The organism is Salininema proteolyticum (assembly GCF_042685645.1).
GTDB classification, from domain to species: domain Bacteria; phylum Actinomycetota; class Actinomycetes; order Mycobacteriales; family Micromonosporaceae; genus Salininema; species Salininema proteolyticum.
The window spans coordinates 4,472,891-4,485,945 of sequence record NZ_JBHUNX010000001.1; the positions used below are offsets into that span (position 1 = coordinate 4,472,891).

The window sequence follows — 13,055 nt, forward strand, 5'->3', positions numbered from 1 at the left end:
AGCGACGGCCGGCGCGATCGGACTATTGGCAGGATGCTCAGGAGGGGACATGCCCGAGGAATTCAAGGACAACTACACGCAGGCCGAGGCCCTTCCTCTCATGGAGGAAGAGGCGGCCGCCGCTGTGGAGGCCATCCCGGACTTCCCCGGGTTCTCCGGACGGGGGTGGCGGGCCTCGACCTCTGATGTGAACAACGAGTTCAAGGACGGGTACACCGATCTGGAGATCTCGTACATGTTCGACCGGGAAGTCGGGCACACCCAGCCGGTGCGCGAAGAGCTCGGCAAACTGCTGCGCGACCACTGGGAGGAGCGGGGCTACGAGATCCACGGCGAGAAGTCCCAGGAGGATGACCGGTTCGGGACCACGGACTACAGCGTCATGGCGACCCGGTCGGACGGGATCAACCTCTGGTTCCGCGTGCTCGACAGGGTGTCGCTGAAGATCAGTTACCGGGGCGCGAAGGAGAGCGAGCCCGGGGAGGTCCCCTATATCGCTCCGGTCGGGGGTATCGATCCCGGCGGGGAGAAGGACGTCGTGGACGACTTCTTCCCCGACGGCATTCCCGAGGACCAGGCGAACCGCGCCCCCGTGCGCGACCCGTTCGCCGAGGAGGACGTCGATTACGAGGGAACCCTCTGAGGGGACTCTCGGACAGAGGGGCGGGCGGGCCGTAGGCCCGCCCGCCCTTTTCGGTCATCGGGTCTCTTCGGCCAACCGGCATTTCTGGTAGGGCTTCACGGCCAGCGCGATCCTGTCGCAGAGCCGGACCTTCCAGTCGGGCACGGTGCGGAACCGTTCGTGGAGCTCCGCCGAGTAGATGGTCACCCTGGGCGCCTGGTGCCGGCGGCAGTCGGCGATGATCGCCGGAGGCCTTTCCTCTATCGGACGGTTCGCGCGGTCGGGCGCGAAAATGTAGACGTGGCCGGTGGCGTGGTCGAGCTGGAGGCGGAGTTCTTGGCCGGCGTGCGTGATGATACCGAGATCGGTTGTCCCGGCCGGCATGTAATCGCTGGTCATAGCGTCGTCCGTTCATTTCGTCGATGAAGCGCTGGGGGAGCGGGATGTTGTGGACCCTGTGCTCGATGACGGCTCGGAACCGTTGCGCGAGCCAGTGTTCGTGGCGGGTGCCGTCGGCGATGAGCGCGCGGCGTTCCGGAGTGTCGGCCCATCGGACGTCGCCGGCCTTTCTGCTGTCCCAGTCCAGGAGTGCCAGGTGCAGGGGCGGTCCGGCGGGTTCGAGGATCGACACGGCGGCCATGGTCGGTCCAGCTGCGCGGATCTCGAATGTGCGCGAGCAGTAGCGGACCGAACCGAGTCGGGGGCCGTCGTGGCGGACGGGTATGGCCCAGGCGTTCGGTTGTGGCGGCGGTGGTGGTGGTTGGTGGAGGTGCGGTCGCGGTGACGGACGCGGAGTCGGCGGGCGCGTCGTCGACGTGCCGTCGGGTGTCGGAGCGGGTGCGAGGATCGCCGAGGCCATGATGAAGATCAGGGCGGCGATGGTGACGGCGAGGAGTTCGGTGCTCATGCCTCGCCTCCTTGCGGCCGGGGGCGGTGCGTCGGCGTGGTGTCGCGGGTGGCGAGGGCGGCGAGGCGAATGCGTTCGAGGTCGTCGGCGGGGAGCGACCAGCCGTCGCACAGGCGGATCCATTCGCGGTCCAGGTGGACGATCCCGGCGAATTCGGAATCGATGATCACCCACAGGATGTTGGTGGCGGCCCGGCGGACGAGGGCTGTGGTCGTGTCGTCCAAGGGGAGTTTCTTCTCGATCGTGGGCATGGAGAATGCCCCTTTCTCCCTGCGTATTTCGGGCAGGGGAGTCTAAGGTTCGGTGCAAAGGAGCGCGCAGAAGGCAGCGTTGGATGGACGCGTACGGATGACGCGCCGTGAATGATGGGATTGAGGCTGGATTCAAGCCTTGAGGTGCACTACGATCGAGAGTGCAATCAACTCCCTTCGGGGATTGTTGTTGGAGGCGGCTTGCCAGAGGTAGTTGCTAGCTAATGCTGGCAAGCCGCTGCGACAAGAGGACCGTGTCCCGTTGGCGCCCCGCGTAGCCATCGGAGCTACTCGGCATCTTCAAGTGTTGTATATCGTGTCGTGGAAAGTCAACGACATCTCTGGTGTGTCGGCGACGGCGTCTAGTGGCAGTTCCAGTGAGGAAAACACCAGGGCATGGCATGGGAATGGATTCTCCCCAAGGGTCGGCCGCCCCGGCTCTCGGCCGCTTCGGCGGGGCCGTCACTCGGCAAGGACCGTATAGCGCGTATGCCCGGACGGCAGGTGAGAATAGGGCCATGGCTTCCGAACCGACGACCGTGACCATAGACAAGACTTCCAGGGCGATCGTCTGGGGAGGCATCCCCCTGGTCGGGGCGGCGCTCGGCCTGGGCCTGGCTCTGCTGACCGAGTGGATCGCCTCTTTGCCGTGGTTCCCCTTCCAGGGCCTCTTCGAGCTCCTCACAGGCCTCCGCGACGCTTACCTTTGGGCCGGCGGGATCGCGGCGGGAATGATGATCGGGTTCGCCTTCGCGACTTTCGCCGCCAACGAGTTGCTGCGTGCGACCGTGTCCAACACCGGCGTCGAGCTCTCCAGCGGGGAATGGAAACGGACCTTCCCCAAGGACGACATCGCCTCCGCCGTCCACGCCGGAGAAGAGCTCGTCCTGGCCGACAAGCACAACGGGGAATTGGCGCGCGAGGACTGCGACCTGGACTGGGACGAGCTGGCCGCGGCGTTCCGCAAGCACGGATACGCGTGGGCGGACTCCGACCCGCACGAGTCGGAGTTCGAGTACTGGCCGGGCAACTCCACAGCGCTTTCGCCGGAGCTCAACGAGGCGTTGAAGACCCGCGCCGCCGCCATCGCGAATGACAAGACGGACGACGCGCGCTCGATCCGCGACGACCTGGCGAGCCACGGCGTGGTCGTCAAGACAGTCAAGAAGAAGCAGTACTGGCGCCGCTCCGGCGGTACTTCGACCGCTGAATAGAGCACGTCCGTATCGCGGGCGGCCGTCCCGTTCCGGACGGTCCGCACCGCGGCCTGAACGCCCCGGCGCCGGTGCGGACCTCAGCACCTAGGTGGTCATATCGCCTACGGCCGGCTTCCCGTCCAGTTCGTACTCGAGCTGGACGATCCCGTTCTCGAACGTCCGAGACTGCGCCAGGCGCATCGCCGCGGGCATGGCGGCACCCTCGAACACTCGCTTTCCGCCGCCGAGGACGACGGGATGGACCCAGAGGTTGAGGCGGTCCACCAGGCCCTGGCCGAGCAGCGACTGGACCAGGTCGAGGCTGCCGATCACGTGGACCCTCTCGTAACGGTCCTTGAGCTCGGCTACGCCCTCGGCCAGGCCGCCGCCGAGAACCTTCGAGTTCTGCCAGCTCAGCGGCTCCTTGAGAGTGCGGCTCGCGACGTACTTCGGGACGCGGTTGAGCAGCGCGGAGAAGTCCACCTCGTCCGGCACCTCGGGCCAATAGGCCGCGAAGATGTCGTACGTGCGCCGCCCCAGAAGAAGCGCGCCCATACCCTTGGCCTGCTCGTAGATGAGCCCGCCGACCTCGGCATTCATCAGCGGGGCCTGCCACCCGCCGTACTCGAACCCTCCTTCGGGGTCCTCCTCCGGAGCGCCGGGAGCCTGTGCGACGCCGTCGAGGCTCGTGAACTCGGTGACGATGAGACGGCCCATGGTTCCAGTCCTTTCGATGAGACCTTCTTACCTGTGGAGACGACCCGGCGAACCCGGATTCATCGCGGCCCGACACCGGGGGGACAGGCGGGCGTGACACGCCGTCGGATGTGACGGACCAGCGCTTCGACCGGCCACAGTGGGGGATGACTCCACTCGATCGAAAGCGGGGAACTGCCATGTCCTCACCTGCGTCCCGCGGCTCCGGTCCGCGCCGGTTCCGCCGGCTGCTCCTGGCCGCGCTCGCCATAGCCGTCATAGTCCCGGCCTCCGTCCCGGCCCAGGCCGCGCCCGCAGAAGAGGCGGGGATATGGCTCGTGGACTGGTCCGACCCGTCCGTCGACCCCGAGAGCGGCCTGGAAGAGATCCGGAGCCGAGGCATCGAGGTCCGCCGCGTCTTCGACCGCCTGTGGCACGGGGTGTCCATCGAGGCCACACCCACCCAGGCGCACGAGCTCACCGAGTCGGCGGCGTTCGGCCGGGCCTGGGAGGACATCGCCGTCCCCCGTCCCGTGACCGGCCCCGTCGAGGAGTCGGCCTCCGCCCGCACGCCGGAGCTCGACTACGCCACCGTCACGACCCAGGCGGACGTCCTGCACGGGCGCGGGATCACCGGTTCCGGCGTGAAGGTGGGCGTCATCGACACCGGCGTGGACTACACGCACCCCGACCTCGGCGGATGCTTCGGTCCGGGCTGCCGGGTGGCCTTCGGCCACGACTTCACCGGCGACGACTTCAACCCCGAAGAGGGCGTGGACGCCCAGCCTGACGAGGACCCCATGGACTGCCAGGGGCACGGCACCCACGTCGCCGGGATCGTCGGCGCCGACGGCGGCGTCACCGGGGTGGCCCCCGACGCGGCCATCGGCGCCTACCGCGTCTTCGGCTGCGAGGGACCCAGTTCCCAGGAGATCATCATCGCCGCCATGGAAGCCGCGGCCGAGGACGGGATGGACGTGGTGAACATGTCCCTCGGCTACGCCTACCAGTGGCCCGAGTACCCGACCGCCGTCGCCGCCTCGGCCCTGGTCGACGAGGGGACCGTCGTCGTGGCCTCGGCCGGCAACGCCGGCGAGAGCGGGACGTTCTCCCTCGGCGCCCCGTCCGTCGGCGAGGGAGTCCTGTCGGTCGCCTCGACCGACAACCCGTCCGCCCGCATGAGCCGCGCCGTCGTCGGCCCGCACGGGGAAGAGGTCGGCTGGTCCACGCTCGGCGACGCCCCCTCTCCCGAAGAGGGCGACGTCTTCGACGACTTGGCCCTAGTGGAGAACCTCGGCTGCGAAGAGGACGACTATCCCGACCTCGAGGGCCGGACCGCCGTCATCGAACGCGGCGAGTGCACCTTCGACGCGAAGTACGAACTGGCCGTGGACCATGGCGCCTCGGCCGTCCTGGTCTACAACAACGTGCCCGGACCCTTCGGCGCCGGCGGCGTCGAGGACCGCGAGGTGCCCGGCGCCGTGGTGACCGGCGAGGCGGGAACGTACATCCGCGACATCGCCGAGCTGCGCGTCGGGGGCTCGATCCGCTTCACGACCGAAGAGATCGAGGTGGACCTGCCCCGCGCCGACCAGGCCTCGTCCTTCAGCTCCTACGGCCCCGCGCCCGACCTCGGGGCCAAGCCCGACCTCGCCGCCCCCGGCGGGGGCATCTGGTCGACCTACCTGCACGACGAGGGCGAGTACGAGTCCATGTCCGGCACCTCCATGTCCTCGCCGCACATCGCCGGGGGCGTCGCCCTGCTGCTGGAGGGCCGTCCCGGCATGGCTCCCGCCGAGGTGCGCGCCCGCCTGACGTCCACCGCCGAGACCGTCCAGTGGGAGGGCAACCGCGACATCCCGCTGAACGAGTCCGTCCACCGCGTCGGCGCCGGCGTGGTCGACCTGGCCCGCGCGCTCGACACCCCGGTCCTCATGGGACCCGCGAACATCCATCTGGGGGACGGCACCGGGAGGCGCACGTTCACCGTGGACGTCACTGCCACCGTGCACACCTCGCTGACCTTCGGGCACGAGGTCGCCGCCGCCACCGACGGGGAGATCCGCGACGTCCGGTTCAACGCCGTCGAACCCGCCGTCTCCTTCTCTCCCCGGCGGGCCACCCTCGCCGCCGGAGAGTCGACGACGATCGAGGTCACCCTCGATCCCGGAGCCGACCTTCCCGAGCACTCCCTCTTCGGCGGCTACGTCACAGCCTCCGACGGCCGGGGCGAATGGTCCGTGCCCTACAGCGGCTACCAGGGCCGGTTCGGCGACCTTGCGGTCCTCGACCACGAGGACTTTCCCCGGCTGGTCGCCGAGGACGAGGACGGCGAGCTGACCGAGCCGGTCGACGAGGGCCGGGTCTTCGCGGCGGACGAGCGCCTTCCCGGACTCGAGGCCTACTTCAAGTACCAGTCGCGCCGCTCCGAGGTCCGCATCGTAGACGCGGAGACGGGGGACGTCGCGGCGGAGGTCGTCGAGGACTTCCTGCCCCGGTCGTCCGGGGCGGACGACCCGCTCCTCTTCGACCTGGACCGTGCGGTGGAGGACCTGCCCGCCGGGGACTGGAGGGCCGAGTTGAGGGTGGTCGCCCCTGGGGGCGACCCGGAGAGCGAAGACGACTGGGAGGAGTGGACCTCGCCGGAGTTCACTGTCGCGGAATGACGCGTCCCGGGGGCCGGCGCCGCCGACAAGAGGCGGCACCGGCCCCCGCACCGTTGGAAGAAGAGACTTCAGCGCTTGCCCCGCAAGGGTTTTCACCTCAACACCCACCGCGTATCCTGAAGGGGCACTCACTGTTCTCGACACCGGCAGGGTCAGTGCGGCCGCACCGCCCCGGCGAACGGAGGAGCGACGATGGCCTGGAGCACCCGTGAAATCGCCGAGCTGGCCGGAACCAGCCTCCGGGCGGTACGGCACTACCACGACATCGGCCTCCTCGACGAGCCCGAACGGCTCTCCAACGGCTATAAGCAGTACGGCGTCGCCCACCTCGTCCGCCTGCTGCGGATCAAGCGCCTGGCCGACCTCGGGGTCCCCCTGCCCCGGATCGCCGCTCTCGACGAGGACGACGACCACCCCGAGGAGGCGTTGCGCGCCCTGGACGCCGAGCTCGCCGCGTCCATCGACCGCCTGCGGAGAGCCCGCGCCGAGCTGGGCATGATCCTGCGCGAGTCCGTGCCGACCGAGCTCCCTCCGGAGTTCGCCCCGGGCATGGCCGAGGCCCGGATGTCCGAGGCCGACCGCCGGCTCGCGGCCGTCATGTCGCGGATCCTCGGCCCCGAGGGCCTCCGCCGGTACGCGAGGATGCTGCGGGAACTTCCCGACGGCCCCGGGTACATCGAGTTTGACGACCTGGCCCCTGACGCCGACGAGGCCACCCGCGCCGATCTGGCCGAACGGCTCGCGCCGTCCGCGCGCGAATTCAACGAGCGGTACCCCGACCTCCTCGACACCTCCGACTCCCCGCACGACCGGGACTTCGTCCGCCGGTCGATCGGCAAAGCGCTCAGGGACCTGTACAACCCGGCCCAACTCGACGTCATGCGGCGGCTCCACGACCTGATCGGAGAGCCGCGCAACGCCTGAACCGCCCGTCCCCCTGTGATCTCGACTATTGATCCCGTTGCGGTGCTTGACTGTGCCGTTACGGCATGGACTGGACTGTGCTCAGTGGCCCGGTACGGGGCCGAACGACAGAGAGGTGATGATGACAGGACGACGAATCATCGGAGCCGCCATGGCGGTGGCGACCGTGGTGGGCCTCGCGGGCACGACGGCGGCGGAGCCGGCGGGCGCCCGCGACGGCGGGGCGGACGACGTCGATTGGGCGGCATGCCCGGACGACGTGCAAGGCGCGGAGACGATGGAGTGCGGGACCGTCACCGTTCCGCTGGACTACCGCGACCCCGGCGGACGGACCATCGAGATCGCGATCTCCCGCATCGCGAGCACGGATCCCGAGGCCCGGAGGGGTATCCTCATGCTCAACCCGGGCGGTCCGGGAGGGTCGGGGCTGCGGCAGCCGGCGGACCTGGTCGACCTGGGGATGCCGGCCACGGCCCTCGCCGCGTACGACCTGATCGGCATGGACCCGCGGGGCGTGGGGCACTCCGCGCCGGTCAGCTGCGGATTCACGGTCGACCAGGACTACCGCGGCAACCTTCCGCCGTACGCGGTGGACGACGCCGCGGTCATCGAACAGGCCGAGGCGTCGAAGGCGATCGCCGACCAGTGCGCCGAGAACGACTCCGAGGGGATCCTCCCGCACCTGACGACCGCCAACGCCGCCCGCGACATGGACCGGATCCGGGAGGCCCTCGGCGAGGACACGGTCAGCTACTTCGGCCTCTCCTACGGCACCGCGCTCGGCTCCGCCTACGCCTCCCTGTTCCCCGAGAACGGCGACCGGATGATCCTCGACAGCAACGTGGGAGGGACCGCGCTCGACGACGACGGGCACCGCCGGTTCGCGCTCGGCATGGAGGCGACGTTCCCCGAGTTCGCCGAGTGGGCGGCCCGGAGGCACGAGTCCTACGGGCTCGGCCGGACGCCCGAGGAGGTGCGGGAGAACTACTTCCGCACGGCCCAACGCCTCGACGAGCGTCCGTTCCAGGGCTTCGACGGGGCGCACTTCCGGGCCGCGGTGTTCGGGTCGCTCTACGCGGAGAGTCTGTACGGGCCGCTCTCGCAGTTCTGGCAGTCGATCGAGCTCGGCGACGCCGACGGGGTGCGCCGCGGCGCCGGGGATCTGGACCTCGCCGTGCCCGCCTCGTCGGCGACGGCGTCGCAGGGGACGGCGGAGCTATCGCCCTATGACAATATGTGGTCCGCGTTCCGCGCGTACACGTGCAACGACACCGACTGGCCCGAGAACACGGCGACCTACCGGATGCGGGTGGCCTGGGACCGGTACGAGTACCCGATGTTCGGGGCGGCCGCCGCGAATGTCAACCCGTGCGCCTTCTGGCGCCACGACTCTGTCGGGCCGCCGGTGGAGATCGTCGACGAGGGTCCGCGGAACATCCTGATCCTGCAGAACACCCTGGACCCGGCCACCCCGCTCAAGGGCGGCGAGCTCGCCCGCGAGGCCTTCGGCGACCGCGCCCGCATGGTCTCCGTCGAGGAGAGCGGCCACGGTGTCTACCTCTACGACGACAACCCGTGCGCCCTCAACATCACGACACGGTACCTCGTCGACGGCCAGATGCCGGACACCGACGTCGTCTGTGAGGGATCGGCCTCCTCGGGTCTGGACCTGGACGGCGCCGAACAACGGCGGAGGGACGAAGCGCTCGCTCGATTGAACCGGTGACGACCCGCCCTCCGCGGAGGCGGACCCGTGCCGGACGGAACGGGTCCGCCTCCGCCCCGGTGGAAATGTTTCATGTGGAACATCGGCATATCGCTGCCCGGAGCGCCGAGCGTGGAGGCGTAATCTATAAGGCATGTCTGGTGAAACCGGTTACTACGCGCCGAACGTCGGGATGGAGGGGATCGCCGAGGCCCGCCTGAGCTCCGCGAACCTCGTCCACAACCTCAACGTGCTGCGATCCCACGCTCCTGGGGACATGATGGCCATGGTCAAGGCCGACGCCTACGGCCACGGCCTGGTCGAGACGGCGGTCCGCACAGTCCGCGCCGGAGCCGAGTGGATCGGAGTGGCCACCCTCGCCGAGGCGCTCGACCTGTACCACCGCGGCGGCATCACCGAGACGCCCATCATGGTCGTCTTCTTCCTTCCCACTCAGACCCAGCAGCTGCGCGCGGCCATTGAGGCGGGCGTCAACCTGGGCGTCTCCAGCGTCGAACAGGCCGAGGCCGCCGCCGAGCAGGCACGCCTGGCCGGGCGCCGGGTCCGCTTCCACTGGAAGGTCGACACGGGCACAACCCGCGGAGGCTCCCCCGAGGTGGACTGGCCCCTCCTGGGCGAGAAGCTCTACGAACTCGAACGCGAGGGCGTGGCCGAGATCGTCGCCCAGTGGAGCCACCTCGCCCGCGCGGAGGAACTGGGAGAGGCCAACGAGTACCAGAAGGCGGCCTTCGCCCGCGCCTGGGACGTCGCCAAGGGCATCGGCCTCGAACCGCGCCTGCGTCACTTCGCCAACTCGGCCGCCATCCTCGGCGACCCCGAGACGCACTTCGACCTCACCCGCCCCGGCATCGCGCTGTTCGGCTCCAACCCGATCCCGGGCCACGATGCCGACCTCCGCCCGGTCATGGAACTGCGCAGCCGGGTCTCCATCGTGAAGCGCAACCCGGCCGGAGCCGGCGTCGGCTACGGCCACACTCACCGCCTCGACCGGGACACCACGACCGCGCTGGTCCCGATCGGCTATGCCGACGGCATCCACCGGGCCTCCAGCGGGTCGGGCCGCGTCTGGTTGCGCGGCGAGATCCGGCCCGTCATCGGCCGCGTCTCCATGGACCAGGTCATCGTCGACTGCGGCGACGACGAGGTCCGCGCGGGCGACGAGGTCGTGTTCTTCGGATTCTCCGACGACACGCCCTCGGCCGACGACTGGGCCCGCTGGTCGGGAACCATCGGCAACGAGATCTACACCGGAATAGGGACGCGCGTGCCGCGCCGCTGGATCGACTAGACGGAGTTGAGGGAACCGCCGTGGCCTCCTGGAAGAAGAAGACCGCAATCGCCGGCGCCGTCCTAGGGGGCGTGGCCGCCGGAGTCGCCACCGGAGTGGCGGTGCCGAAGTACTTGGCCCGACGCGCCAAGGCCGCGCCCGACGACCCCTACGCGGGCGAACCGTTCGAGATGCCGCCGACGGACATGATCCGCAGCGTCAAGAACCGCGACGGAACCTCCGTCCACGTCGAGACGATAGGCAAGGAGGACGCTCCGGTCACGGTCGTCTTCCTCCACGGGTACATCCAGAACTCCTCGACCTACTACTTCCAGCGCCAGGCGCTCGCCCGGGAGCTGGCCGACGGCCTGGCCGTGCAGGGCGTCTTCTACGACCAGCCCGGACACGGCCTGTCCGGCGCCCTCCCTCGCATCGAGTACGGCATCGGGGACCTGGCCGCCACGCTCGCCGACGTCATCGAGGCGCTCGCCCCCGCCGGGCGCCTCGTCCTGGTGGGCCACTCCATGGGCGGCATGGCCGTCCAGCAGTTCAGCGCGGACTTCCCCGAGCTGTGGGAGCGGGTCGACGGCGCCGTCCTCCTCTGCACGTCGGCCTCGCCGCTGGCCGGCGTGGACACGAAGCCGATGCGCACCGTCCAGCGCGTCCGCCGCACGGTCCTGCCGATGATGCAGCGCGTCAGCCAGTGGACGCCGCAGCTGGTGGAGCGGGCCCGGCGCCTGGTCGGCGACTCGGTGTGGCTGATCTCGCGCAAACAGGCCTTCGCGGAGCCGCACCCCTCGCCCTCTCTTGTGACCTTGATCGAAAGGATGAACCGGGAGACCCCGATACAGACGGTGGTCGGCTATGTGCGCGCTATCCTCGAGTTCGACGGACGGTCCCGGCTGGCCGCCTTCAAGGACCGCGACGTGCTCGTCGCAGCCGGGGACCAGGACGCTCTCACGCCTCTGGACCGATCGAAGGAGATCGCCAGGGCCCTTCCCGACGCCCAGGTCGCCGTGGTCTCGGCACGGCACAATCCTCAATTGGAGCGACCCTGGGAGATCTCACAAAAACTATTGGAGATAATCTACAAATCGGTGGAGGGCGACGGCGAGTCCGAACCGCCCGCTCCCGAAGACCTGAAACGCTCCCACCGGCGCTGGTGGAGCCCGTTCGCCACGCACCGCAGGCGCTCGCCGCGCCGCGCAGAACAGACGACAGAGGTGAAGAACAGTGAGGCTGACAACGACGACAGCTGAGGATACCCACGAATTCGGCAAACGGCTCGCCGGGCTGCTCCAGGCCGGCGACCTCATCATCCTCACCGGCCCGCTCGGGGCCGGGAAGACCGCCCTCACCCAGGGCATCGGCGAGGGGCTCGACGTCTCCGGCCGCATCACCAGCCCGACTTTCATCATCGCGCGCAGCCACCGGCCCGGAGCGGCCGGACTGCCGCTCATCCACGTCGACGCCTACCGCCTCGGCGGCCTCGACGAGCTGGACGACCTGGACCTCGACACCGACGTGGCCCGCTCGGTCACCGTCGTGGAGTGGGGCGCCGGCCTCGCCGAGCACCTCGGCGAGTCTCACCTGGAGATCACGCTGGCGCGCAACAGCGACGACAGCCGGGACGTCGAACTGATCGCCCGTGGGGGAGACTGGGCGGAGCGACTGTCCCGTCTTCCCGTAGGAGCCGCATGCTGACCCTCGTCATCGACACCTCCACGAGCGCCGTCCAGGCCGCACTGGTGGACGTCACCGCCTCCGGCGTGGCGACGATCGCGGAGAAGCGCCTGGTCGACAGGCACGGGCACGTCGAGAACCTGACCCCCATGGTCCAGGAGGCCCTGGCGGAGGCCGGCCGGGAACCGGCCGACCTCGAAGCGGTCGTGGCCGGAGTCGGACCGGGGCCGTTCACCGGCCTGCGCGTAGGGATGGTCACCGCCGCCGCCACCGCCTTCGCGCGGGGTATTCCCGTCTACGGCGTCTGCTCGCTCGACGGCATCGGCCGTATGACGAGCGGCGACACCCTGGTCGCGGCCGACGCCCGCCGCAAGGAGGTCTACTGGGCCGAGTACCGCGACGGCCGGCGCGTCGGCGACCCCGACGTCGCCAAGCCCGCCGACCTGCCGGAGCTGAAGGCCGTGCAGGCCGCCGGAGAGGGGGCCGAGCTCTACGCCGACCAGATCGGGCTGCCCGTCGTCGCCGACACCGCCTACCCCGTGACGGCCGCACTGGCCGAGGCCGCCTCCGAGCGGATCCTCTCCGGGGCCCCGACGGAGCAGATGACGCCGCTCTACCTCCGCCGCCCCGACGCCAAACTGCTGTCCGAGCAGAAGAGGTAGGCGTGGCCCGGCTGGAGCGCTTCCGCTGGTGGGACATTCCCGCCGTCGTCGACATGGAGAAGGAGATCTTCGGGGTCGAGGCGTGGAGCGCCGTGTCCTTCTGGTCCGAGCTCGCCGCCGGGGTGCGCTACCGCGCGGCCTGGCACGAGGGACGACTGGTCGGATACGCTGGGCTGGCGCTGCCCGAGGGCGCGGAAGAGGCCTGGATCAACAACATCGCCGTCTCGGCCGAGTCCCGCCGCCTGGGTATCGGACGCACGCTGCTGGACGACATGCTCGCCGAGGCCGTCGCCGGCGGCCGCAAGGCGGTGCTCCTGGAGGTCGCGGTGGACAACGGACCCGCACAGCGCCTCTATGCCGCCTACGGTTTCGAGGGGATCGCCGTGCGGCGCAACTACTACCAGGCGACACGCACCGACGCCGCGGTCATGCGCCTGGACCTGTGAACCCAATCC

General features: G+C 69.7%; 13 protein-coding genes. 10 read left to right on the top strand and 3 right to left on the bottom strand.

The features are described 5' to 3' along the window. Positions 1-49: 49 nt before the first annotated feature. Positions 50-643, top strand: a complete 594-nt coding sequence (locus tag ACFTE1_RS20800) for a hypothetical protein (protein ID WP_380617778.1) — start codon at positions 50-52, stop codon at positions 641-643. Between the two features lie 54 nt (positions 644-697). Here the strand turns inward: ACFTE1_RS20800 and ACFTE1_RS20805 are convergent, their stop codons facing one another. Further along, complete coding sequence (locus tag ACFTE1_RS20805) at positions 698-1,021, bottom strand: hypothetical protein (RefSeq protein ID WP_380617777.1); 324 nt, start codon at positions 1,019-1,021, stop codon at positions 698-700. A 504-nt stretch (positions 1,022-1,525) separates the two neighbouring features. Beyond that, positions 1,526-1,780: a hypothetical protein gene (locus ACFTE1_RS20810; RefSeq protein ID WP_380617776.1), complete on the bottom strand. Its 255-nt coding sequence runs from the start codon at positions 1,778-1,780 to the stop codon at positions 1,526-1,528. A 518-nt stretch (positions 1,781-2,298) separates the two neighbouring features. Between ACFTE1_RS20810 and ACFTE1_RS20815 the strand changes: the two genes are divergently transcribed. Further along, a complete protein-coding gene (locus ACFTE1_RS20815) occupies positions 2,299-2,994 on the top strand; it encodes a YqeB family protein (protein WP_380617775.1) in 696 nt (231 codons plus the stop codon). 87 nt (positions 2,995-3,081) lie between these two features. Here the strand turns inward: ACFTE1_RS20815 and ACFTE1_RS20820 are convergent, their stop codons facing one another. Next, the gene (locus tag ACFTE1_RS20820) at positions 3,082-3,693 is read right to left on the bottom strand and encodes a dihydrofolate reductase family protein (protein ID WP_380617774.1); all 612 of its coding nucleotides are present in this window, start codon (positions 3,691-3,693) and stop codon (positions 3,082-3,084) included. Positions 3,694-3,872: 179 nt separating this feature from the next. Between ACFTE1_RS20820 and ACFTE1_RS20825 the strand changes: the two genes are divergently transcribed. The 8 genes from ACFTE1_RS20825 (at position 3,873) to rimI (ending at position 13,046) form a co-directional block, all read left to right on the top strand. Further along, positions 3,873-6,338 (top strand): S8 family serine peptidase, encoded by a 2,466-nt coding sequence (locus ACFTE1_RS20825; RefSeq protein WP_380617773.1) that lies wholly within the window; start codon positions 3,873-3,875, stop codon positions 6,336-6,338. 192 nt (positions 6,339-6,530) lie between these two features. Beyond that, a complete protein-coding gene (locus ACFTE1_RS20830; RefSeq protein WP_380617772.1) occupies positions 6,531-7,262 on the top strand; it encodes a MerR family transcriptional regulator in 732 nt (243 codons plus the stop codon). A gap of 121 nt (positions 7,263-7,383) precedes the next feature. Further along, positions 7,384-8,988, top strand: coding sequence for an alpha/beta hydrolase (locus ACFTE1_RS20835; RefSeq protein ID WP_380617771.1), 1,605 nt, complete (start codon positions 7,384-7,386; stop codon positions 8,986-8,988). Positions 8,989-9,121: 133 nt separating this feature from the next. Continuing rightward, the gene (alr, locus tag ACFTE1_RS20840) at positions 9,122-10,276 is read left to right on the top strand and encodes an alanine racemase (RefSeq protein ID WP_380617770.1); all 1,155 of its coding nucleotides are present in this window, start codon (positions 9,122-9,124) and stop codon (positions 10,274-10,276) included. A 20-nt stretch (positions 10,277-10,296) separates the two neighbouring features. After that, positions 10,297-11,514 (top strand): alpha/beta fold hydrolase, encoded by a 1,218-nt coding sequence (locus ACFTE1_RS20845; RefSeq protein ID WP_380617769.1) that lies wholly within the window; start codon positions 10,297-10,299, stop codon positions 11,512-11,514. After that, positions 11,489-11,959 (top strand): tRNA (adenosine(37)-N6)-threonylcarbamoyltransferase complex ATPase subunit type 1 TsaE, encoded by a 471-nt coding sequence (gene tsaE / locus ACFTE1_RS20850; RefSeq protein WP_380617768.1) that lies wholly within the window; start codon positions 11,489-11,491, stop codon positions 11,957-11,959. The genes ACFTE1_RS20845 and tsaE overlap by 26 nt, the downstream gene beginning before the upstream one ends. Continuing rightward, a complete protein-coding gene (gene tsaB, locus ACFTE1_RS20855) occupies positions 11,953-12,600 on the top strand; it encodes a tRNA (adenosine(37)-N6)-threonylcarbamoyltransferase complex dimerization subunit type 1 TsaB (protein ID WP_380617767.1) in 648 nt (215 codons plus the stop codon). Before tsaE ends, tsaB begins: the two co-directional genes overlap by 7 nt. A 2-nt stretch (positions 12,601-12,602) precedes the next feature. After that, positions 12,603-13,046 (top strand): ribosomal protein S18-alanine N-acetyltransferase, encoded by a 444-nt coding sequence (rimI, locus tag ACFTE1_RS20860; protein ID WP_380617766.1) that lies wholly within the window; start codon positions 12,603-12,605, stop codon positions 13,044-13,046. The last annotated feature ends 9 nt before the right edge of the window (positions 13,047-13,055 follow it).